The following is a 20865-nucleotide window of genomic DNA, read 5'->3' on the forward strand; positions in this document are numbered from 1 at the left end:
CTCAGTTGGAGCCGAGCCCCACCGGACGCCGGGACGCGGCTCAGTTGGAGCCGAGCACCGCCGGACGCCGGGACGCGATGACCTTCTTCGCGAGCGCCTTCGGACTGGTGAGGAAGCCCCAGCCCCACGACATGTGCATGGTCGCGAGGGCGAGCGGGATCTGGAGCCGCGCCTTCAGCGGCAGCCCCTTGCCGGTGAACAGCGAGCCGAGCGTGACGGCCGCGAGATAACCGCCGGGGATCACGAACCCCCAGGGAGTCAGCGCCGCGCCCACCACGACACCCGCCACGATCGCGCACACCGCGGTCGGCGGGGCGAGGTAGCGCAGGTTGATGGAGCCCTCGTGGAAGCGGGCGACGACGTGGCGCCAGCGCCCGTAGTCCTTGTACTGCCTGGCGAGGGCGCGCATGGAGGGCCTCGGCCGGTACGACACCCGCAGCTCGGGCGAGAACCAGATGAGGCCGCCCGCCTCCCTGATCCGGAAGTTCAGCTCCCAGTCCTGGGCGCGGATGAACTCCTCGTTGTATCCGCCCTGTTGCTCCAGAGCCTCGCGCCGGAAGACACCGAGGTACACCGTTTCGGCGGGCCCGGCCTCGCCTCCCGTGTGGAAGGCCGCGTTCCCGACACCGATCTTCGAGGTCATCGCGGCGGCGACCGCGTGCTCCCAGTCGTTCTCGCCCTCGGCGTGCATGATCCCGCCGACGTTCTGCGCACCGGTCTCCGCCAGCAGGCGGACGGCCGTCGCGATGTAGTTCGGCGAGAGCATCCCGTGCCCGTCGACGCGTACGACGATGGGGTGGCTGGACGCCTTGATCGCGGCGTTCAGCGCGGCGGGGGTGCGGCCGGCCGGGTTCGGCACGGTGTGCACGCGCTTGTTGTCGTTGGATGCAGTCTCGCGCACCAGCTCGGCGGCGATCTCCTCCGTACGGTCCGAGGACGGGCCGATGGCGAGCACCACCTCCATCTCGCCGTCGTACTCCTGCGCCAGGATCGCTTGGACGGACGCGCGCAGATGCCGCTCCTCGTCGAGGACGGGCATGATCACAGAAACGGCGGGGGACCGCACGTCAGACTTCTCACTCATCGGGCCTCACGTTACCGCGAACGGGGGACACGGCCGCGCGCCGCCCTGTCTCCGCCCCGGGCCGCAGATCGTATGGGCCTACGGTGCTCACGGATCCCACGGCCGGCCCTCGCGGAGGTGTTCCCCCCTTGCCCACGCCGCCCCGCTCCCCCGCACACCCGCCCCGCCGCCGCCCGCCGCGTCCCCCCGTACGGCCCAGGAAGCCGCGCTGGGCCATGCGGGCGGTGACCACCCTCTCGGTGCTGGTGCTCGCCGCGGCGGGGATCGGGCACTCGGTGGTCACCAGCCTGGACGCGGACATCGCCCGGGTCGACCCCTTCAAGGACATGAAGAACCGTCCCGAGGCCGGCCACGGCATGAACGTGCTGCTGGTCGGCACCGACGGCCGGGACGACATCACGGAGGCGGAGCGGCGCAAGTACCGCCTGGGCGGCGCGCCTTGCCACTGCACCGACACCATCATGATCGTGCACATCTCGGAAAACCGGGAGCGGGCCAGCGTCGTGAGCCTGCCGCGCGACTCGTACGCCGAGACGCCCGCGCACACCGACCAGACCACCGGCAAGAAGCACGGCGCGCATCCCATCAAGATCAACGCGGCGTACGCCGAGGGCGGTCCGCAGCTGACCGTGCGCACGGTCGAGAGCATGACCCGCGTGAAGATCGACCACTATCTGGAGGTCGACTTCACCAGCTTCATGAAGACGGTGGACGAGCTCGACGGCGTGGAGATCTGCACCGTGAAGCCGCTGAAGGACTCCTACACCGGCCTCGACCTCCCCGCGGGCTCTCACCGGCTGACCGGCGGGCAGGCGCTCCAGTACGTCCGCTCCCGGCACATCGACGGCGACGGGGCCTCCGACATCGGCCGGATGCAGCGCCAGCAGCGGTTCCTGGCGGCGCTCATCTCGCGGGCCACCTCCTCCGGCGTACTGCTGAACCCGATGAAGTTCCGCGACGTCACCCGGGCCGTGCTCGGCTCGGTCCGCGCGGACAAGGGGTTCGGCACCGACGAACTGCTCGACCTCGGGCGGGCGATGCGGGACTTCTCGCCCTCCTCCTCCGAGTTCACGACCGTGCCGATCGGACAGATGGGCTACGTCGTCAAGGGCGTCGGCTCGACCCTGAAGTGGGACCCCGCCAAGTCGGCGAAGCTCTTCCAGGCCCTGCGCGACGACAAACCGCTCGCGGTGCACAAGCCGCGCAGCAACCCCTTGCGCGTCGACGTGGCCCCGCAGCAGATCCGTGTCCAGGTCGAGAACGGCACGGCCACGTCCGGACTCGGCAAGCGGGTCGACAGCGCGCTCGCGGCCACCGGATTCCGTACGACCCGGCAGCCCGTGAACGCGAAGGACCGCACTCTGAAGCGCACCGTCGTCTGGTACGACCCCCGCTGGGACCGCTCGGCGAAGTCCCTCGCGGCGGCTCTGCCGGGCAGCGAACTGCGCGCGGACAAGGGGCGGGGGCCACTGCTGAAGGTGACCGCGGGGGCGGACTTCAAGGAGGTCCGTAAGGTGCGGGCCGACGATCCGTACCAAGGGGAGTTCGGGGTGACCACGGGGGACCAGGTGATCTGCCCCTAGCGATGGGTGCCGCTACTCGTCGAGGCCCTCCGCCGCGCGCTTCTCGCGCAGCTCCATGATCGCGCGGCGCCGGGCCAGCCGGTGGGTGCGGCGGATCTGGGCCTCCTGACAGCGGCGTTCGTCACGCTCGGTCTCCGGGAGCACCGGCGGCACCCGGCGCGGCTTCCCGTCGGCGTCGACCGCGGCGAAGACCAGGTAGGCCGTGCCGACCTGCTGGGCCGGGGTGGACTCGTTCCAGCGCTCGGCCAGGACGCGGACGCCGACCTCCATGGACGTACGACCGGTCCAGTTCACCTGGGCCTTCACATGGACCAGGTCGCCCACCCGGACCGGTTCCAGGAAGGCCATCTCGTCCATGGAGGCGGTGACGGCGGGACCGCCGGAGTGCCGTCCGGCCACCGCGCCCGCCGCGTCGTCCACCAGTTTCATGATCACTCCACCGTGCACCGTGCCCAGAAGGTTGGTGTCGTTGTGGCCCATGATGTGGCTGAGGGTGGTTCGGGACGCGGAGGTCGGCTTGCCCGGAATATCGGATTCCGGTGTGGAGGCCTGGTCTGTCATGGCGTCCACCCTATGCGCGGAGCGCACAAAGTCCGCTTTGCATCAGATCTGCTACAGGCCTGGCATGAATCTGCTCACTCTCTTGTATGGCGTACAGCCTCGCACTGCACACTGGGCCGCATGAACGATTGGCCCGAGAACCGCAACGACCGTTACGGACGCGGCAGCGCCGGCTCGCAGCCCGAGAGCGCGCGCGTCATGCGGCAGGTCCGCCGTGGCCGGCCGGGCTCCGCCCCGTCCGCGCCCCCGTACGGCGGGGTGCCCCAGCAGCCGACGTACGTCGACGGGCAGGGGTACGGCGACCAGTACGACAACAGCGGCTACAACTCGGGCCACGTCTACGGGACGCCGAACGGCGGCGGCCCGCAGGGCCCTGGCGGGCCGGGCGGCGGGCAGGGTCCGCGGCGCGCGCCGAACTGGGGCCGCCGGATCAAGTTGACCGCCATCACGCTGGTCACCCTGCTCATCGTGGTCTCCGTCAGCACGTACTTCTGGGCCGACTCCAAGCTCAACCGTGACGTGGATCTCTCCAAGGTCATCGACCGCCCCGAGGCGGGCCAGGGCACGAACTACCTGATCGTCGGTTCCGACAGCCGCGCCGGCATGACCGAAGAGGAGAAGAAGGCGCTGCACACCGGCTCCGCCGACGGCAACCGCACGGACTCGATGATGATCCTGCACACCGGCGACAACGGCTCCACCCTGATTTCGCTGCCGCGTGACTCCAACGTGGAGATCCCGACCTTCGTGGGCTCCGAGTCGGGCAAGACGTACGAGGGCACGGGCCGCGAGGTGAAGCTCAACGCGGCCTACGCGGAGGACGGGCCCGAACTGCTGGTGCGCACCGTCGAGTTCAACACCGGTCTGCGCATCGACCACTACGTGGAGATCGGCTTCGAGGGCTTCGCGAACATCGTCGACTCGGTCGGCGGCGTGGAGATCGAGATCCCCAAGGGCGGCATGAAGGACACCAAGTCCGGCGCCGACTTCGATGCGGGACTGCAGACCCTGAACGGCGAGCAGGCCCTCGCGTTCGTCCGCACCCGCTACGCACTCGCGGGCAGCGACCTCGACCGTACGAAGAACCAGCAGAAGTTCCTGTCGGCCCTGGCCAACCAGGTCGCGACGCCGGGCACCGTCCTGAACCCCTTCAAGCTCTACCCCACCATGGGCGCGGGCCTCGACAGTCTCAGCGTCGACAAGGACATGAGCCTGTTCGACCTCGCCGACATGTTCTGGGCCATGAAGAGCGTCAGCGGCGGCGACGGCACATCCATGAACATGCCGATCTCCGGCTCCACCTCCGGCGGCAACCTCATCTGGGACGAGGCGAAGGTCAAGACCCTGGTGAACGAGCTGAAGAACGACGAGAAGGTGACGGTTACGGGCGACTGAGCCCGGACTGAGCGGCGAAGCAGGTGGAGGGCACCCAGTGTGGGTGCCCTCCACCTGCTTCGAGCGGCTGTCACATCGTGGCGACCGCCATCTCACGACACATCTGCGCGCAGCGGCGACAGGACTCGGCGCAGCGCATCATCTGGGGATCGTCCGGCATCGCCATACAGGCCTCGGCGCACATGTCGCAGGCCTTGGCGCACATGGCGCACATCTCGGCCGACATCGGCGAGCGGCGCATCATCATGTCGGCGCACATGCGGGTCATCTCGGAGCAGTCCATGAGCGCGCGCATGATCTGCATCTGGGCCTGGCCGCCCATCTGCATGCAGGAGCTCATCGTCTCCTCGCACACGCTGTGGCAGGACATGCAGGCCTCGACGCAGTCCTGCATCGCCTTGCTCATCGCGGTCATGTTTCCGGTCTGGGTCATGACTTCTCCCGGGGTCGGGACCCCTGAGCGGGGTCCGGTGCCCTTCCGTCGTACGCCGACCTGGCGATCCGCGCCATCGGGCGGACGTGATTATTCCGCCGCGAATCGACGCGGTGGATGTGGCGGGAATGCGCTGACCTGCGCATATCGTCAATGTGACATTGACCTGCCCGTGGACGCGCGTTCGCCCTCCGCCCGAGGGACAGGCGGAGGGCGAACGGGGCGTGCGCTACATCAGCGAACGGGGCGTGCGCTACGGCAGGTTGCGGGCCATCACGATCCGCTGGACCTGGTTGGTGCCTTCGTAGATCTGCGTGATCTTCGCGTCGCGCATCATGCGCTCGACCGGGTAGTCGCGCGTGTAGCCGTAGCCGCCCAGCAGTTGGACGGCGTCCGTGGTGACCTCCATGGCGACGTCCGAGGCGAAGCACTTGGCCGCCGCGCCCTGGAAGGTGAGGTCCTTGTCGCCGCGCTCCGACTTGGCCGCCGCCGCGTAGGTGAGCTGGCGGGCGGCCTCGATCTTCATGGCCATGTCGGCGAGCATGAACTGGATGCCCTGGAACTCGGCGATCGCCTTGCCGAACTGCTTGCGTTCCTGGACGTACCCCTTGGCGTAGTCCAGGGCGCCCTGGGCGATGCCGAGTGCCTGGGCGGCGATGGTGATGCGGGTGTGGTCCAGGGTCTTCATGGCGGTGGCGAAGCCGGTGCCCTCCTCGCCGATCATGCGGTCGGCGGGGATGCAGACGTTGTCGAGGTAGACCTCGCGGGTCGGGGAGCCCTTGATGCCGAGCTTCTTCTCCGGGGCGCCGAAGGAGACGCCCTCGTCCGACTTCTCGACCACGAAGGCGCTGATGCCCTTCGAGCGCTTCGTCGGGTCGGTCACCGCCATCACCGTGTAGTACTCGGACTCGCCGGCGTTGGTGATCCAGCGCTTCACGCCGTTGAGAACGTAGAAGTCGCCGTCGCGGACCGCCTTCGTCTTCATGCCGGCCGCGTCCGAGCCCGCGTCCGGCTCGGAGAGGGCGTACGAGAACATCGCGTCGCCCTTGGCGAGCGGGCCCAGGTACTTCTTCTTGAGGTCCTCGGAGCCGGAGAGGATCACGGGGAGCGAGCCCAGCTTGTTGACCGCGGGGATGAGAGAGGAGGACGCGCATACTCGCGCCACCTCCTCGATCACGATGACCGTGGCCAGTGCGTCCGCGCCCGCGCCGCCGTACGACTCGGGTACGTGCACCGCGTGCAGGTCGGAGGCGACCAGGGCGTCCAGCGCCTCCTGGGGGAAACGGGCTTCCTCGTCCACCGCGGCCGCGTACGGCGCGATCTTCGCCTCGGCCAGCGAACGGATCGCGTCACGGAGCATGTCGTGCTCCTCGGACGGGCGGTACAGGTCGAAATCAGCCGATCCGGCCAAGGTCTCTCACGCTCCAAGGATGCAAAACAAGGGTGCGGACAAGGATGCTGAATGCTGCGGCGGTGATGGCGCTGATGCTAACTACCGTTAAGTAACCCAAATTTTAGGGGCCCGCCCACGGCAGGGATACGTGAGCTTGGCGACAGAGGGAAAGTTGCCCGTTGAGAGGGCGCCACATGCCCCGGTTATGCTCGGGCCCGCATCCCACCCGGTTCACCCCAGGAGCACCCATGGCCCTCAAGATCACCGTGATCGGCACCGGCTATCTCGGCGCCACGCACGCCGCCGCCATGGCCGAGCTCGGCTTCGAGGTGCTCGGGCTGGATGTGGTCGAAGAGAAGATCGAGATGCTTCAGCGGGGCCAGGTCCCGATGTACGAGCCCGGACTCGAGGAGCTGCTGCGCAAGCATGTCGCCGGGATCGAGGGGTCCAGCGGACGGCTGCGTTTCACCATGGACTGGGCCGAGGTCGGGGAGTTCGGCGACGTCCACTTCGTCTGCGTGAACACGCCGCAGAAGCACGGCGAGTACGCGTGTGACATGTCGTACGTCGACGCCGCCTTCGAGTCACTCGCCCCGCATCTGCACGGCCCCGCCCTCGTCGTCGGCAAGTCCACCGTGCCCGTCGGCTCCGCGGCACGCCTGGCCGCCCGGCTCGCGGAACTCGCGCCCGCCGGCGAGGACGCCGAGCTCGCGTGGAACCCTGAGTTCCTGCGCGAGGGCTTCGCCGTGAACGACACGCTGCACCCCGACCGCATTGTGGTGGGCGTACGCAGTGAGCGCGCCGAGAAGCTGCTGCGCGAGGTGTACGCGACGCCGGTCACCGCGGGGTCGCCGTTCGTGGTGACCGACTTCCCGACCGCCGAGCTGGTGAAGACCTCCGCGAACTCCTTCCTCGCGACCAAGATCTCCTTCATCAACGCGATGGCCGAGGTGTGCGAGGCGGCCGACGGCGATGTCGCCAAGCTGGCCGAGGCCATCGGGTACGACGACCGGATCGGGCGGAAGTTCCTGCGGGCCGGGATCGGCTTCGGCGGCGGATGTCTGCCGAAGGACATCCGCGCTTTCATGGCGCGCGCCGGTGAACTGGGCGCCGACCAGGCGCTGACCTTCCTGCGCGAGATCGACTCCATCAACATGCGCCAGCGCGGGCAGATGGTGGAGCTGACGCGGCAGGCGCTCGGCGACGGCTCGTTCCTGGGCAAGCGGGTCGCCGTGCTCGGCGCCACCTTCAAGCCCGACTCGGACGACGTACGGGACTCGCCCGCGCTGAACGTCGCCGGGCAGATCCACCTCCAGGGCGGCCAGGTCACCGTCTACGACCCGAAGGGCATGGACAACGCGCGCCGGCTCTTCCCGACACTCGGTTACGCCGACTCCGCCATCGCGGCCGTACGCGGCGCGGACGTCGTACTGCACCTGACCGAGTGGCTGGAGTTCCGCGAGCTGGACCCGGCGGTGCTCGGCGAGGCCGTCAAGGCTCGGCTGGTCCTGGACGGGCGCAACGCCCTCGACCCGGAGGTGTGGCGGCGGGCCGGGTGGACCTACCGGGCGATGGGGCGGCCCACAGCCTGAAGCAGCGGGCGGCCCCGGCGCCTGCAGCTGGAATCCCGCGGTCCGGAGCTGAAAGGTGACGTCAATCCCGGCCGACGCTCAGTCGGCCGGAGCTGAAGGGTGACGCCGGTCCGGCCGAGGCTCAGTCGGCCGGATCGGCGTCGTCGCACATTCTCCACCGTCCCGCCGCCGGGTGTGGCCGGACGGGCTACTTCGCCCGGTACCGGCGCATTTTCGCGCGTGCCCCGCAGACCGACATCGAGCACCAGCGGCCGCGTCCCGCCGGGGAGCGGTCGTAGTAGGCCCAGTGACAGGTCGGGGCCTCGCAGGCCTTCAGACGCGGCCAGGTGCCCTCGACGAGTGCCTCCGCGATCGCGGAGGCGACGCGGGAGGCGAGCGAAGCCGGGTGGGCGGGGCTCAGGGCCGCGGAACCGTCTGCCGCGGAGACGGTGACGAGGAGCGGGGCCGCCGCGAGCAGCTCGTCGAGCGGTGTCACCGCGCGGTGCGGGGGGTGGCCCGCGTGGGCCAGACACACGGCGCGCAGCGACTCCCGCAGCTCTCGCGCCGCCGGCAGCTCTTCTTCCGCGATGCCGAAGCGGGCGCGCCCCTCGGCCGTGTCCAGCTTGTCGGTGCCCGACTCCAGGTCGACCGTGTTCACCAGGGCCTCCACCAGGGCCAGGCTCCCCGGTGCCGGCACTCTCTCACTCATGCTTGCGACGTTACCTCCAATGGGAGACCATGGAGTAACCGTTACTGGTTGACCGCATCTATAGGTAACCCCGGAGGAAGTCATGGCTCTCGCCGAACTCGGCGTCGTTGTCCTGGACTGTCCCGACCCCCGCGCCCTGGCCGGGTTCTACGCCGAGGTGCTCGGCGGCACGGTCCAGGCGCAGGAGGACTGGGTCGACCTGAAGCTGCCCGGCGGACAGTCGCTGGCATTCCAGGCCGCCCCCGGACACGTACCGCCGAACTGGCCCGCGGGCGACGACTCGCAGCAGTTCCACCTGGACCTGACCGTGAGCGACCTGGACGCGGCCGAGAAGGGCGTGCTGGCGCTCGGGGCGCGGGTACTCGACGCGGAGGACAGGTCGCGCGCGTGGCGTGTGTACGCCGATCCTGCGGGGCACCCGTTCTGCCTCTGCGCCTGCTGAGACCGAAGGAAAGTTCCGTGGAACCCAAGGAGGACGTTGTGGAACCTGTCGCACGGATGCGTTCGGTCGTACTCGACTGTCCAGACGCCCGCGCGCTCGCCGAGTTCTACGCGCGCGTGGTGGGCGGCACACCTCAGGGCGAGGACGACGACTGGGTTGTCCTGCAGGTCCCGGACGGGCCCCGGCTCGCCTTCCAGCGGGCCCCCGGGTTCGTCCCGCCCGAGTGGCCGCGGGCCGACCGCAACTCGCAGCAGTTCCATCTCGACCTCGACGCCGGGTCCACCTGGACGGAGGTCGAGGCCGCCGAGAAGAAGGTGCTCGCCCTCGGCGCCCGGCCGTTGCACCAGGAGGACAAGGAGGACTTCCGGGTGTACGCGGATCCGGCGGGGCATCCGTTCTGCCTCTGCCGGATCGAGCAGGCGTGACAGAGACCGAGCGTGCCGGCGTGACAGAGACCGATCGTGTCGGCGTGACAGAGACCGAGCGAGCCGCGTGATGAAGACCGTGGAGCTTATCCGTCCAGCTCTGCGATCTTCGCCGAGGAGGGCTCGCGGCGCTGCTGGGCGGCGCGGGCGGTGAAGTCCGCGCTGCGCAGGACGCGTTGGACGTTGCCCCAGGTGAGCAGGGCCAGGTCGGTCTCGGACCAGCCGCGGACGAGGAGTTCGGCGATCAGGTGCGGGTAGCAGGACGCGTCGGCGAGGTCCTGCGGGTGGGCGGCTCCGGAGTCGTACGTCCCCGAGAGGCCGACGCACTCCGCGCCCGCGAGCGCGCGGACGTGTTCGAGGTGGTCGGCGACGTCCCGTACGGAGGGGCCGGTCTGCTCGGCGGTGAGCGGGACGAGGCACAGGCCCTTGGCCATGCCCAGTTCGGTGAGGACGTCGTCGGGCAGGTTCGCCGGGTGGGGGCGCAGCGCGCGGGCCGCGGAGCGGGTGAACAGGACCGGGGCCTTCGAGGCGGCGAGGGCGCGGCTGATCGTGGCTTCCGAGGTGCCGGAGAGGTCGACGAGCACGCCGAGGCGGTTCATCTCGCGGAGCACCTCCTCGCCGAACCGGGTCAGGCCCGTCCCGCTCGCCCAGGTCGTGCCGGAGAGGGTGAGGACACGCAGGCCCAGCGCGTGCAGGTTGCGCAGGATGCCGAGCGAGTCGCCGAGCGCGCCCGCTCCGGCGGGCCCGAGTACGACGGCGACGCGGCCGCAGTGGTGGGCGTCGGTGATCTCCGCCGCCGTGTGGGCCAGGCGCAGGCCCTCGGGGTGGGCCTGGACCACCGTCTGCACCAGGTCGAGCTGTTCCAGGGTCGCGCCGACGGCCCGGTCCCCGGCGAGCCCCTCGGGCAGGTGCAGCGACCAGAACAGGGCGCCCACATGCCCTTCCCGCATCCGCGGCACATCCGTGGCCACCGCGCTCTCACCCAGCTCCAGGTCGAACCAGGGCAGGTGGCGCAGTGCCCAGGGCAGACCGCTGTAGCCGTCGGCGACGGGGTGGTCGGCGAGGAAGGCGTGCGCCCGCTCCAGCGGGTCGGCGCCGCCGTCCAGGACGGAACCGGCCTCCGGAAGAATCTCCGTGGTGTCCAGTGGCAGCGGCCCGGACTCCGGCCAGACAGCCGGCCGGTCCAGCTCGCCCACCTCAGCGGTCGTGTGCAGTTCGTCCTGCAGGTCTGCCATGACGGGGCTCCGTTGGGTGGACGGTGATCGCAGTACCGTCACCGTTGCACGGAGGCCGGGGGGCTTCCTGGTGGACGGGGCGTTCGGGGTACGCCTACGCCCCCGGTACATCCCGTCCACCAGGCGTGTTCCTGCGGCGGTCAGCCGTCCAGCTGCTCCAGTGTCGCGTTCGAGGGCGCCCGCCGCGCCTGCAGGTCACGGGCCACGTCCTCGGCCGCGCCCAGCACCCGTACCGCGTTCTGCCAGGTCAGCTTGGCCAGGTCGGCGCGGGACCAGCCGCGGACGTACAGCTCGGCGATGAGGTTCGGATAGCCGGACACGTCGTTCAGACCGTCCGGGGTGAACGCCGTGCCGTCGTAGTCGCCGCCGATGCCGAGGTGGTCGATGCCGGCGATCTCGCGCATGTGGTCCAGGTGGTCCGCCACCGTCGACACCGTGGCGATCGGGCGGGGGTTGGACTCCTCGAAGGCGCGGTGGACCTTCATGCCCTCGGGGGTGGTGTCGAGGTGGTGGAAGCCGTTGGCGCGCAGGTTCTCGTCGGCCGCGGCCGTCCAGTCGACCGCCGCCTGGAGGACGAACTTCGGTACGAACGTCACCATCGCCACTCCCCCGTTGGCGGGCAGCCGCTCCAGGACGTCGTCCGGGATGTTGCGCGGGTGGTCGCACACCGCGCGGGCGGAGGAGTGCGAGAAGATCACCGGCGCGGCGGTCGTGTCGAGCGCGTCGCGCATGGTCGTCGCGGCCACATGGGAGAGGTCCACGAGCATGCCCTCGCGGTTCATCTCCCGTACGACCTCACGGCCGAAGGCGGACAGGCCGCCGACGGCGGGGTGGTCGGTCGCCGAGTCCGCCCAGGCGATGTTGTCGTTGTGGGTGAGGGTCATGTAGCGCACGCCGAGTGCGTACAACCCCCGCAGCGTGCCGAGGGAGTTGTCGATCGAGTGGCCGCCCTCGGCGCCCATCAACGACGCGATACGTCCCTCGCTCCGCGCCGCCTCCATGTCGGCGGCGGTCAACGCGCCGCGCAGGGTGGTGGGGTGACGGTTGATCAGCTGCCGTACGCAGTCGATCTGTTCGAGCGTCGCGGTGACCGCTCCCGGCAGGTCCGAGCGGACGTACACCGACCAGAACTGCGCGCCGACCCCGCCCGCGCGCAGCCGCGCCAGATCCGTGTGCAGGTGTGCGCTCTGGTCGGTGGCGATGTCGCGGGCGTCGAGGTCGTAGCGGACCTGTTCGCGCAGCGCCCAGGGGAGGTCGTTGTGGCCGTCCACCACGGGGAACTCGGCGAGGAGTTCGAGGGCTTCGTCGAGCGAGGGGGAGGTCATCGCGGTCACTTCCCGAAGCCGAAGCCGCTGCCCGCGCCCTCGACCTTGGTGCGCAGCCGCTTGCCCTTCTCGGTGGCCTGGTCGTTCAGCTCCTGCTGGAACTCCCGCATCCGGGCGAGGAGTTCCTCGTCGTGCGCGGCGAGGATCCGGACGGCCAGCAGGCCCGCGTTGCGCGCGCCGGCCACGGAGACGGTGGCGACCGGCACCCCGGCCGGCATCTGCACGATCGAGAGCAGGCTGTCCATCCCGTCGAGGTACTTCAGCGGGACCGGGACGCCGATCACCGGCAGGGGCGACACGGAGGCCAGCATGCCGGGCAGGTGGGCGGCGCCGCCGGCGCCCGCGATGATCACCTTGAGGCCGCGGCCGTCGGCCTGCTCGCCGTACGCGATCATCTCGCGGGGCATGCGGTGCGCGGAGACGACGTCGACCTCGTACTCGATCTCGAACTCGTCCAGGGCCTGCGCGGCGGCCTCCATGACGGACCAGTCGGAGTCCGACCCCATGACGATTCCAACGACAGGGCTCATTCGGTGATCGTGCCTCTCAGATATCCGGCTGCGTGCCGGGCGCGCTCCAGTACGTCGTCCAGGTCGTCGCCGTAGGTGTTGACGTGGCCGACCTTGCGGCCGGGCTTCACGTCCTTGCCGTACATGTGGATCTTCAGCTGGGGGTCGCGGGCCATGCAGTGCAGGTACGCGGAGTACATGTCGGGGTAGTCGCCGCCGAGGACGTTCGCCATGACCGTCCACTTGGCGCGCGGGCGCGGGTCACCCAGCGGGAGGTCCAGGACCGCGCGTACGTGGTTGGCGAACTGCGAGGTGATCGCGCCGTCCTGGGTCCAGTGGCCCGAGTTGTGCGGGCGCATGGCCAGTTCGTTGACGAGGATGCGTCCGTCGGGCGTCTCGAAGAGCTCCACGGCGAGGTGGCCGACGACGCCGAGTTCCTTGGCGATACGCAGGGCCAGCTCACCGGCCTGCAGGGCGAGCTCCTCCGCGATGCCGGGGGCCGGGGCGATCACCGTGTCGCAGACTCCGTCGACCTGCCGGGACTCGACGACGGGGTAGGCGACCGCCTGGCCGTGCGGCGAGCGGACGACGTTCGCCGCGAGCTCGCGTACGAAGTCGACCTTCTCCTCGGCGAGGACGGGGACTCCGGCGCGGAAGGGGTCTGCGGCCTCTTCCGCGGAGCGCACGAACCACACCCCCTTGCCGTCGTAGCCGCCGCGGACCGTCTTGAGGATGACCGGGAAACCGTCGCCCTCGGCCGCGAAGGCGGCGACGTCCTCGACGTCGCGCACGATCCGGTGCCGCGGGCAGGGCACACCGAGTTCGTCGAGCTTGGCGCGCATCACACCCTTGTCCTGGGCGTGCACGAGCGCGTCGGGCCCGGGGCGGACGGGGATGCCGTCCGCCTCCAGGGCACGCAGGTGCTCGGTGGGTACGTGTTCGTGATCGAAGGTGATCACGTCGCAGCCCCGCGCGAACTCACGCAGCGTGTCGAGGTCGCGGTAGTCGCCGATGACGACATCGCTGACCACCTGCGCCGCGGAATCCTGGGGGGAGTCACTGAGGAGCTTGAACTTGATGCCGAGCGGGATGCCCGCCTCGTGTGTCATACGAGCGAGCTGCCCCCCGCCGACCATGCCGACTACCGGGAACGTCACGCTCCAAGAGTATCGGCCACGCCACGGCGGCCGGTTTCCGCTCCTGTGAGGCGGTGTTTCCGCGGAGTGGGCTGCCCGGGTTACGACCACTTTTCTTACCTGTGAGTTCTTACACAGGCGATGGCGGGGGCCGCTGGTTAGCATGGCTGTGTTGATATATCCGACTGACGGCGACCGACGGGGGCTGGCGACACCATGGGCAGTGGTTCTTCGGGGCCCCATACCAAGCAGCCTCGCAGCGCGGTGCGGCGCCGTTTCGACCGGCTCTGGCGGGAGGTCGTCAAGTTCGGCGCGGTCGGCGGCGTGGGGCTGCTCGTCAACCTGCTCACGTTCAACCTGGTGCGCCATGGGACCGGCCTGCAGGTCGTCCGGGCCAGTGTGATCGCCACCGTGGTGGCCATCATCTTCAACTACATCGGGTTCCGCTACTTCACCTACCGCGACCGCGACAAGGGCGGCCGCACCAGGGAACTGTCGCTCTTCCTGCTGTTCAGCGCGGTGGGGCTGGTGATCGAGAACGGCGTGCTGTACGCGGCGACGTACGGCTTCGGCTGGGACAGCCCGCTGCAGAGCAACGTGTTCAAGTTCCTCGGCATCGGTGTGGCGACCCTGTTCCGCTTCTGGTCGTACCGCACCTGGGTGTTCCGCACGCTGCCCGCGCGCGAGGCGGTGGCCAGTGCGGAATCGTTCCTCGAAGCCGAGCCCGGGCAGCGGCCCGCGCCGGCGCGCAGCACATGAGCCGCGCCGCTGTCCGACCGTGCGCCGCTACCTGACCGTGGGCTCCGACTCCTCGCCCGCCAGGGCCTTCTTCAGGGGCGTACGGGACAGGAACAGCCCGAACACCGGCGGCTGCGCCTGGAGCAGCTCCAGACGGCCCCCGTCGGCCTCCGCGAGGTCGCGGGCGACGGCGAGGCCGATGCCCGTGGAGTTGCGGCCGCTGATCGCGCGCTCGAAGATGCGGGCGCCGAGGTCGGCGGGGACGCCGGGGCCCTCGTCGGTGACCTCGACGACGGACTGGTTGCCGGTGACACGGGTGCGCAGGGCGACGGTGCCGCCGCCGTGCATGAGGGAGTTCTCGATGAGCGCGGCCAGCACCTGGGCGACCGCGCCCGGGGTTCCCACGGCCCGCAGATGGCGTTTGCCCGAGCTGACGATGGCGCGGCCCGCGCTGCGGTAGGCCGGGCGCCACTCCTCCAGCTGCTGCTTGATGACCTCGTCCAGGTCGAAGGAGACGGCGGAGCCGGTGCGTGGGTCGCGGGCGTTGGTGAGCAGCCGCTCCACGACGTCCGTGAGCCGCTCGACCTGCGTCAGCGCGATCGTCGCCTCCTCCTTCACCGTGTTCGGGTCGTCGGTGAGGGTGATCTCCTCCAGGCGCATGGAGAGGGCGGTGAGGGGCGTACGGAGCTGGTGGGAGGCGTCCGCGGCCAGTCGGCGCTCCGCCGTGAGCATCCGTGCGATGCGTTCCGCACTGCTGTCCAGGACGTCCGCGACACGGTCCAGCTCCGGGACGCCGTAGCGCTTGTGGCGGGGGCGGGGGTCGCCGGAGCCGAGCCGTTCCGCGGTCTCCGCGAGGTCGGTGAGGGGGGAGGCGAGGCGGTTGGCCTGGCGTACGGCGAGGAGGACGGCGGCGATGATGGCGAGCAGGGCGACCGCCGCGATGATCAGCAGCGTACGGCCGATCTCCTTCGTCACGGACGAACGCGGCTCCTGGACGGTGACCGTCTCGCCCTGCTCGCCGGGGGCCGTGTGCTCGGTGACCTCACCGGTGGGCTTGGTCCCGATCTCGATCGGCGCCTTGCCGGGGATCTCGATCACGGCGTACCGCTCGTCCGTGACCTGGTTCCTCAGGATCTCCGCGGTGATGTCCTCGTGCCCGATGATCCGGCTGTCCACGATGCTCGCCAGTTTCAGCGCCTCGGAGTCCACCCTCTCCTGGGCGCTGCTGCTGATCGTCCGCGTCTCGACGATCACGAGGGACAGGCCGAACACGGCGATGACGACGAGCACGACGGCGAGGGTGGACTGGATGAGACGGCGACGCACGGGGCCCTCCGGGCAGGTTGCTGAGAGCCTGTGCCGATCCGGCTGAGGATCAGGCACAGGCTCCTACGGTGACCAGTGTGGCCGAAAGGTCTCCAGCGCCGCCCGCTGGTAGGGCCCGTCAGCTCTTCTCGAAGCGGAACCCGACGCCGCGGACCGTCGCGATGTAGCGAGGGTTCGCCGCGTCGTCGCCGAGCTTCTTGCGGAGCCAGGAGATGTGCATGTCGAGGGTCTTGGTGGAGGACCACCAGGTGGTGTCCCAGACCTCGCGCATGAGCTGGTCGCGGGTGACGACACGGCCGGCGTCCCGGACCAGGACCCGCAGGAGGTCGAACTCCTTGGCGGTGAGCTGGAGTTCCTCGTCACCCATCCAGGCACGGTGCGACTCGACGTCGATGCGCACCCCGTGCGTGGCGGGCGGCTGCTGCGGCTCGGCGGCACCGCGCCGCAGCAGGGCCCGGACGCGGGCGAGCAGTTCGGCGAGCCGGAACGGCTTGGTCACGTAGTCGTCGGCGCCCGCGTCGAGGCCGACGACGGTGTCCACCTCGTCGGCGCGTGCGGTCAGGATGAGGATCGGGACGGTGTGGCCCTCGGCGCGGAGTCGGCGGGCCACTTCAAGGCCGTCCATACCGGGCAGGCCCAGATCCAGGACGCACAGGTCGATGCCGCCCTGGATGCCGGCGTCGAGCGCGGTGGGTCCGTCCTCGCGCACCTCGACCTCGTAGCCCTCCCGGCGCAGGGCACGGGCCAGGGGCTCCGAGATGGACGCGTCGTCCTCGGCGAGCAGTACACGGGTCATGGGGTGATGGTAGTCCGCCGCGGACGACACTCGCGGGGTGATCGGCCTCCGTGATTCTTACCCGTGCCTGTGGACAGGCTGGCCTACGCCTGTGGGGGCGATCTTGTCGGCAACCTTCGAATGGGTGCCTGTGGTTCCATTGTCACCTGTGATCCATCTCTCAAGTCCTTCCATATGCCACATTGGCATGTCGTATGGTGACCAGACGCCTGTAGCACCATGAGGACCTTTGGCCAGCATTTGACGCTGAAGGTCTCTTTTGTGTGCGGGCTGGTATTCGCCAGCCTTGAAAGGAATGACCTGTGGCCGGGCCCGAGCGCACCGAAGCGTGAAGGGCGTGGATCCCGGAGGTCGGCCTCCATCGCTTCGCAATCCGGAGCGGACTCCCCGTGGGCGTGGGGACGGACGGCCGGAACCCGCCGGTGCCGGCCGCCCCCACCGGGCGCGCGACCCCACTTCCGCGCGTCCCGACCAGCAAGGAACGACCATGGCGTCCAGCCTGACGAAGGGCTCGACAGACCCGGGCACCCCCGGATTCGAGCGCACCTTCTTCGGCCACCCCCGCGGACTGGCCACTCTCTTCATGACCGAGATGTGGGAGCGTTTCTCCTACTACGGCATGAGGGCTCTGCTCCCGCTGTACCTGGTCGCACCGGGTGGCCTGCACCTGAGCGCGGCCACCGCGACCGCGATCTACTCCGTCTACGTGTCGATGGTGTACCTGCTCGCCCTGCCCGGCGGCTGGTTCGGCGACCGGGTCTGGGGTCCCCGCAAGACCGTCGCCGTCGCCGGCGGAGTCATCATGCTCGGCCACCTGACGCTGGCGCTGCCGTCGTCGGGCACCTTCTACGCCGGCCTCGGCCTGGTGGCGATCGGCTCGGGGCTGCTGAAGGCCAACATCTCGACGATGGTCGGCCACCTCTACGACGGCCCGGACGACCCGCGCCGCGACGGTGGCTTCACGGTCTTCTACATGGGCATCAACCTCGGCGCGTTCGCCGCGCCGCTGGTCATCGGCACCATCGGTGAGAACGTCAACTGGCACCTGGGCTTCGCGCTCGCCGCGCTCGGCATGGCGATCGGCCTCGGCCAGTTCGTGATCGGCAGCCGCAACCTCGCCGAGCGCTCCACCGTGGTCCCGACACCGCTGTCCGCCGCGGAGAAGTCCGCGACGCTGCGCAAGGCCGCGATCTGGGCCGGCATCGCCGTCGTCTTCTACGCCGTCGTCGGCACCACCGGCCACTACACGCTGAACTGGATCCTGGTTCCGCTGACCCTCCTCGGCGTGATCATCCCGATCATGGTGCTGGTGCGGATCAAGCGCGACAAGGACCTGGACCGCGCCGAGCAGTCGAAGATGTCCGGCTACATCTGGTTCTTCGTCGCCGCGGCCGTGTTCTGGATGATCTACGACCAGGGCGGCTCGACCCTGTCGATCTTCGCCGACGGCTCGGCCGAGAACACCGTCTTCGGCTGGGAGTTCCCGGTCTCCTGGTACCAGTCCGTGAACCCGGTGCTGATCATGGCGCTGGCCCCGGTCTTCGCCTGGTTCTGGCTGGCGCTGAACAAGCGCGGCAAGGAACCGAGCACCATCGTGAAGTTCGCGTCCGGTCTCGTACTGGTCGGCGCGTCGTTCTTCCTCTTCCTCGCCCCGCTGTCCATCGCCGACGGCGGAGCCAAGGCCGCCGCGATGTGGCTGGTCGCGATCTACTTCGTGCAGACCGTCGGTGAGCTGCTGCTCTCCCCGGTCGGCCTCTCCGTCACCACGAAGATGGCGCCCGCGAAGTACGCCTCCCAGATGATGGGCGTCTGGTTCCTGGCCGTCACCGCCGGTGACGCCACGACCGGTCTGCTCTCCATCGCCGGGGTCGACCTGAACAAGATGGGCATCGTCGCCCTGGAGGCCACGCTCGCCGTGATCGCCGGTGTCGCGGTGTGGATGTACCGCAACAAGGTCAAGGAGCTCATGGGCGACGTCCGCTGACGTTACGCCGACTGAGGTCGTCGTACCTAGGGCCGCTGTACGAAGGGCCGCTGCACGAAGGGCCACCGCATCACTGGACTGGATGCGGTGGCCCTTCGGCGTTCCCCTTCAACTTGCCCTTCCCGTGGGGTCGTCGGACCGTTCTCGTGGGGTGCGGAGAGCTGATCGGCCCGACGGGATCCCCGGTTCACTGTCCGGCGTGAACCACGGAAGGGGCCGCGTCGAAGTCGGGGGCGCGGTCGGGGGTGTGGTCGTGGTCGGGGTCGGGGGTGTGAGCGGGGTCTTGGTCTTGGTCGTACGGGATTCCGGCGCCGGGGGCACGCTCAACCTCGGCATGCGGAGGGCGAGTCCGGGAAGGCGCAGGCTCCTGCGACGGGCACCGCGCCCGGCGGACCCGCGCGGCCGCAGCCGGTCCACCGCGGCCATCCCGACGCGGAACACCGCGACCGGTACGACCACACCGAGCAGGATCCAGAACAGCGTCACGCCCCAGGGGGGGCCCACGCCCCACGGCTGCTCGGCGAGCATCTTCCCGCCGTACTTCAGCGAGACCGTGTAGTCGCCGTGTGCCCCGGCCGCGAGTTCGACGGGGAGTTTGATCTGCGCTCGCTTGCCGGGCGCGATGGTGCCCTGCCACTGCTGTTCCTCCCACTGCGGAGCGAACACGCCGTGGGAGGTGCCGACTTGGAAGACGGGGTCCTTGACGGCTGCGGTACCGACGTTGCCGACCGTGAAGACCAGCGTGCGGGAGGGCGGTGCGCCGAACGAGGTGAGCAGCCCGCTCGATCCGTCGAGCCGAATGTCCGTGAGCACCGAGAGCCGTGCACCGCTCTCCTCCTCGGGCAGCGGTTCGACCGAGTGCCCCGCGACCATGAAGACGGCGTCCGCCGCCGCCTTCTCCCCCGTGACCGTGGCGACATGCACCACGCAGGGGCACGGCTCGGGCGGCTCGGCGACCGGCAACTCCTTGCTGAAGTCGCCCTTCGTGTCGGTGGTGACGGCCCGGCCGTCCGCGTTGGCACAGGAGTCGGTGCCGCCGATCACGCCGCGGGACGGCACCGACCGGCCGCAGATCAGCATCATCAGCAGCGTCTTGGGCCGCCATCCGGTGCCGGTGACCGTGACCGAACCGCCCGTCCCCGCCTGAGACTTGGACAGCTTGACGGAGGGTGTCTCCGCACCGGCCGCGGGCACCCCCGCGAGGGGCAGCACGAGGAGCGCGAGCACCGCCGCCAGCACCGTCATCCGCACCTTGCCGCCCACGACTCCGCTCACGACACCGCTCACGACACCGCTCCCGTCAACTCGGCTTCCGCAGGTGAGTGTTCACACGCCTCACCACCGGGCGTATGACGCCCAAAACGCCGTACACCATCAGGCACACGACGGCCGGGACCCCGTACACGATCAGGCACACGACGGCCGGGACCCCGTACAGCACCGGGCATACGGCGCCCGGGACCCCGTACCCCACCCGTCGGGCGACGGGGGCGTACGAGGCTCGGTGGCCTCAGCGCCGTACCGTCTGATGCCTGCGCGTCAGCCAGAGCACACCCGCCGCGCCCGCGAGCAGCACCGTGCCGCCGAGCGTGCCGAGGGCGATCGCGGAGTCCTCGGGGCCGGTCTGCGGGAGTTCGCCGCCGGAGTCCGTGCCGCTCTGGGGCTCACCCGAGGTCGAACCGCCGCTGTTTCCGCTCGCGGCCGTGACGTCGAGGGTGAGCGAGGGCTCGGGGTCGTTCGAAGGGGTGCAGGTGGTCGTCGTGCCGAGCGCCTCGATGGTCAGCACGCCCGCGGTGAAGGTGACTTCGCCGCTCTCCTTCGGCGTGTACGTGCCGCTCAAGTCACTGATCTTGATGGGGGTGTTGGCGGGTATCGCGGCCGCGTTGGCCGGGCCGCTCACGGCCACCGTGCCGCTGTCCGCGCCGGCCACACTGATCACGGCGCTCGGGCTCATCGCCCCCTTGCCCAGCTCGACCGGGCTGGAGGAGACGCCCTCTTGCCAGGACATGGTGAGCTTGTAGTCGCTGCCGCTCTTGACGCTCTTGATGTCGATGGGCGAGACGGCGCTCTTGTCGCCGATCGGCGTCTTGCACTGGTAGTTGACGTCCACCACTTCGGCGTGGGCGGCGGGGGCGGCCATCAGCACCGCGGAGCCGGCCAGGGCCGCGGCGAACGCGAGCGCGGCGGTTCGTTTCTGGTACGTCCGGTACGTCACCTCGG

At 69.8% G+C, this 20865-nt stretch carries 20 protein-coding genes; 7 read left to right on the top strand and 13 right to left on the bottom strand.

Annotation, left to right across the window (positions count from 1 at the left end; translation table 11 throughout):
* Positions 1-40: 40 nt before the first annotated feature.
* Positions 41-1084 carry a glycosyltransferase family 2 protein gene (locus ACFYPC_RS15140; protein ID WP_388675344.1) on the bottom strand — a complete coding sequence of 348 codons (1044 nt, stop codon included), beginning with the start codon at positions 1082-1084 and terminating at the stop codon, positions 41-43.
* A gap of 215 nt (positions 1085-1299) precedes the next feature.
* Here ACFYPC_RS15140 and ACFYPC_RS15145 point away from each other — a divergent pair, with 215 nt between their 5' ends.
* Entirely contained in the window at positions 1300-2667 is a 1368-nt protein-coding gene (locus ACFYPC_RS15145) for an LCP family protein (protein ID WP_388675347.1), read from the top strand.
* Between the two features lie 12 nt (positions 2668-2679).
* On the opposite strand, the gene ACFYPC_RS15150 is transcribed toward ACFYPC_RS15145, so the two are convergent.
* On the bottom strand, positions 2680-3228 hold the full coding sequence (locus tag ACFYPC_RS15150; protein ID WP_388675350.1) for an acyl-CoA thioesterase: 549 nt from the start codon (positions 3226-3228) through the stop codon (positions 2680-2682).
* Between the two features lie 120 nt (positions 3229-3348).
* On the opposite strand from ACFYPC_RS15150, the gene ACFYPC_RS15155 reads away from it, so the two are divergent.
* On the top strand, positions 3349-4623 hold the full coding sequence (locus tag ACFYPC_RS15155) for an LCP family protein (protein WP_388675353.1): 1275 nt from the start codon (positions 3349-3351) through the stop codon (positions 4621-4623).
* Between the two features lie 70 nt (positions 4624-4693).
* On the opposite strand, the gene ACFYPC_RS15160 is transcribed toward ACFYPC_RS15155, so the two are convergent.
* Both ACFYPC_RS15160 and ACFYPC_RS15165 read right to left on the bottom strand, forming a co-directional pair.
* A complete protein-coding gene (locus tag ACFYPC_RS15160; protein WP_388675356.1) occupies positions 4694-5056 on the bottom strand; it encodes a four-helix bundle copper-binding protein in 363 nt (120 codons plus the stop codon).
* A 253-nt stretch (positions 5057-5309) separates the two neighbouring features.
* The gene (locus tag ACFYPC_RS15165) at positions 5310-6467 is read right to left on the bottom strand and encodes an acyl-CoA dehydrogenase family protein (protein WP_388675359.1); all 1158 of its coding nucleotides are present in this window, start codon (positions 6465-6467) and stop codon (positions 5310-5312) included.
* A gap of 230 nt (positions 6468-6697) precedes the next feature.
* On the opposite strand from ACFYPC_RS15165, the gene ACFYPC_RS15170 reads away from it, so the two are divergent.
* Positions 6698-8041 carry a UDP-glucose dehydrogenase family protein gene (locus ACFYPC_RS15170; RefSeq protein WP_388675362.1) on the top strand — a complete coding sequence of 448 codons (1344 nt, stop codon included), beginning with the start codon at positions 6698-6700 and terminating at the stop codon, positions 8039-8041.
* 187 nt (positions 8042-8228) lie between these two features.
* Here ACFYPC_RS15170 and ACFYPC_RS15175 read toward each other — a convergent pair whose 3' ends face one another.
* Positions 8229-8729, bottom strand: coding sequence for a CGNR zinc finger domain-containing protein (locus ACFYPC_RS15175; protein ID WP_388675364.1), 501 nt, complete (start codon positions 8727-8729; stop codon positions 8229-8231).
* Positions 8730-8811: 82 nt separating this feature from the next.
* Between ACFYPC_RS15175 and ACFYPC_RS15180 the strand changes: the two genes are divergently transcribed.
* A complete protein-coding gene (locus ACFYPC_RS15180; protein WP_388675366.1) occupies positions 8812-9171 on the top strand; it encodes a VOC family protein in 360 nt (119 codons plus the stop codon).
* Positions 9172-9227: 56 nt separating this feature from the next.
* Complete coding sequence (locus ACFYPC_RS15185) at positions 9228-9596, top strand: VOC family protein (protein WP_388676187.1); 369 nt, start codon at positions 9228-9230, stop codon at positions 9594-9596.
* Between the two features lie 86 nt (positions 9597-9682).
* On the opposite strand, the gene ACFYPC_RS15190 is transcribed toward ACFYPC_RS15185, so the two are convergent.
* The 4 genes from ACFYPC_RS15190 to ACFYPC_RS15205 form a co-directional block, all read right to left on the bottom strand.
* The gene (locus ACFYPC_RS15190; protein WP_388675368.1) at positions 9683-10831 is read right to left on the bottom strand and encodes a dipeptidase; all 1149 of its coding nucleotides are present in this window, start codon (positions 10829-10831) and stop codon (positions 9683-9685) included.
* 140 nt (positions 10832-10971) lie between these two features.
* The gene (locus tag ACFYPC_RS15195; RefSeq protein WP_388676190.1) at positions 10972-12156 is read right to left on the bottom strand and encodes a dipeptidase; all 1185 of its coding nucleotides are present in this window, start codon (positions 12154-12156) and stop codon (positions 10972-10974) included.
* Between the two features lie 5 nt (positions 12157-12161).
* Entirely contained in the window at positions 12162-12686 is a 525-nt protein-coding gene (gene purE / locus ACFYPC_RS15200; RefSeq protein WP_388675370.1) for a 5-(carboxyamino)imidazole ribonucleotide mutase, read from the bottom strand.
* Positions 12683-13822 carry a 5-(carboxyamino)imidazole ribonucleotide synthase gene (locus tag ACFYPC_RS15205; protein WP_388675372.1) on the bottom strand — a complete coding sequence of 380 codons (1140 nt, stop codon included), beginning with the start codon at positions 13820-13822 and terminating at the stop codon, positions 12683-12685. Before ACFYPC_RS15205 ends, purE begins: the two co-directional genes overlap by 4 nt.
* Positions 13823-14017: 195 nt before the next feature.
* On the opposite strand from ACFYPC_RS15205, the gene ACFYPC_RS15210 reads away from it, so the two are divergent.
* The gene (locus ACFYPC_RS15210) at positions 14018-14560 is read left to right on the top strand and encodes a GtrA family protein (protein WP_388675374.1); all 543 of its coding nucleotides are present in this window, start codon (positions 14018-14020) and stop codon (positions 14558-14560) included.
* Positions 14561-14587: 27 nt separating this feature from the next.
* Here ACFYPC_RS15210 and ACFYPC_RS15215 read toward each other — a convergent pair whose 3' ends face one another.
* The gene (locus tag ACFYPC_RS15215; RefSeq protein WP_388675377.1) at positions 14588-15865 is read right to left on the bottom strand and encodes an ATP-binding protein; all 1278 of its coding nucleotides are present in this window, start codon (positions 15863-15865) and stop codon (positions 14588-14590) included.
* A gap of 118 nt (positions 15866-15983) precedes the next feature.
* The gene (locus ACFYPC_RS15220; RefSeq protein WP_037748267.1) at positions 15984-16661 is read right to left on the bottom strand and encodes a response regulator transcription factor; all 678 of its coding nucleotides are present in this window, start codon (positions 16659-16661) and stop codon (positions 15984-15986) included.
* Between the two features lie 487 nt (positions 16662-17148).
* Between ACFYPC_RS15220 and ACFYPC_RS15225 the strand changes: the two genes are divergently transcribed.
* Positions 17149-18645 (top strand): oligopeptide:H+ symporter, encoded by a 1497-nt coding sequence (locus ACFYPC_RS15225; RefSeq protein WP_388675380.1) that lies wholly within the window; start codon positions 17149-17151, stop codon positions 18643-18645.
* Between the two features lie 108 nt (positions 18646-18753).
* Here ACFYPC_RS15225 and ACFYPC_RS15230 read toward each other — a convergent pair whose 3' ends face one another.
* Both ACFYPC_RS15230 and ACFYPC_RS15235 read right to left on the bottom strand, forming a co-directional pair.
* Positions 18754-19890: a hypothetical protein gene (locus tag ACFYPC_RS15230; RefSeq protein WP_388676193.1), complete on the bottom strand. Its 1137-nt coding sequence runs from the start codon at positions 19888-19890 to the stop codon at positions 18754-18756.
* A 265-nt stretch (positions 19891-20155) separates the two neighbouring features.
* Positions 20156-20860 (bottom strand): LPXTG cell wall anchor domain-containing protein, encoded by a 705-nt coding sequence (locus ACFYPC_RS15235; RefSeq protein ID WP_388675383.1) that lies wholly within the window; start codon positions 20858-20860, stop codon positions 20156-20158.
* Between the last annotated feature and the right edge of the window lie 5 nt (positions 20861-20865).

Origin of the sequence: Streptomyces sp. NPDC005808 (assembly GCF_042871385.1) — a bacterium.
Taxonomy (GTDB): domain Bacteria; phylum Actinomycetota; class Actinomycetes; order Streptomycetales; family Streptomycetaceae; genus Streptomyces.

Excerpts from the sequence above, each read along its gene's own strand:
- ACFYPC_RS15140 (WP_388675344.1), bottom strand. The coding sequence starts at position 1,084 with ATGAGTGAGAAGTCTGACGTGCGGTCCCCCGCCGTTTCTGTGATCATG.
- ACFYPC_RS15145 (WP_388675347.1), top strand. The coding sequence starts at position 1,300 with ATGCGGGCGGTGACCACCCTCTCGGTGCTGGTGCTCGCCGCGGCGGGG.
- ACFYPC_RS15150 (WP_388675350.1), bottom strand. The coding sequence starts at position 3,228 with ATGACAGACCAGGCCTCCACACCGGAATCCGATATTCCGGGCAAGCCG.
- ACFYPC_RS15155 (WP_388675353.1), top strand. The coding sequence starts at position 3,349 with ATGAACGATTGGCCCGAGAACCGCAACGACCGTTACGGACGCGGCAGC.
- ACFYPC_RS15160 (WP_388675356.1), bottom strand. The coding sequence starts at position 5,056 with ATGACCCAGACCGGAAACATGACCGCGATGAGCAAGGCGATGCAGGAC.
- ACFYPC_RS15170 (WP_388675362.1), top strand. The coding sequence starts at position 6,698 with ATGGCCCTCAAGATCACCGTGATCGGCACCGGCTATCTCGGCGCCACG.
- ACFYPC_RS15175 (WP_388675364.1), bottom strand. The coding sequence starts at position 8,729 with ATGAGTGAGAGAGTGCCGGCACCGGGGAGCCTGGCCCTGGTGGAGGCC.
- ACFYPC_RS15180 (WP_388675366.1), top strand. The coding sequence starts at position 8,812 with ATGGCTCTCGCCGAACTCGGCGTCGTTGTCCTGGACTGTCCCGACCCC.
- ACFYPC_RS15185 (WP_388676187.1), top strand. The coding sequence starts at position 9,228 with ATGCGTTCGGTCGTACTCGACTGTCCAGACGCCCGCGCGCTCGCCGAG.
- ACFYPC_RS15190 (WP_388675368.1), bottom strand. The coding sequence starts at position 10,831 with ATGGCAGACCTGCAGGACGAACTGCACACGACCGCTGAGGTGGGCGAG.
- ACFYPC_RS15195 (WP_388676190.1), bottom strand. The coding sequence starts at position 12,156 with ATGACCTCCCCCTCGCTCGACGAAGCCCTCGAACTCCTCGCCGAGTTC.
- purE (WP_388675370.1), bottom strand. The coding sequence starts at position 12,686 with ATGAGCCCTGTCGTTGGAATCGTCATGGGGTCGGACTCCGACTGGTCC.
- ACFYPC_RS15210 (WP_388675374.1), top strand. The coding sequence starts at position 14,018 with ATGGGCAGTGGTTCTTCGGGGCCCCATACCAAGCAGCCTCGCAGCGCG.
- ACFYPC_RS15220 (WP_037748267.1), bottom strand. The coding sequence starts at position 16,661 with ATGACCCGTGTACTGCTCGCCGAGGACGACGCGTCCATCTCGGAGCCC.
- ACFYPC_RS15225 (WP_388675380.1), top strand. The coding sequence starts at position 17,149 with ATGGCGTCCAGCCTGACGAAGGGCTCGACAGACCCGGGCACCCCCGGA.
- ACFYPC_RS15230 (WP_388676193.1), bottom strand. The coding sequence starts at position 19,890 with ATGACGGTGCTGGCGGCGGTGCTCGCGCTCCTCGTGCTGCCCCTCGCG.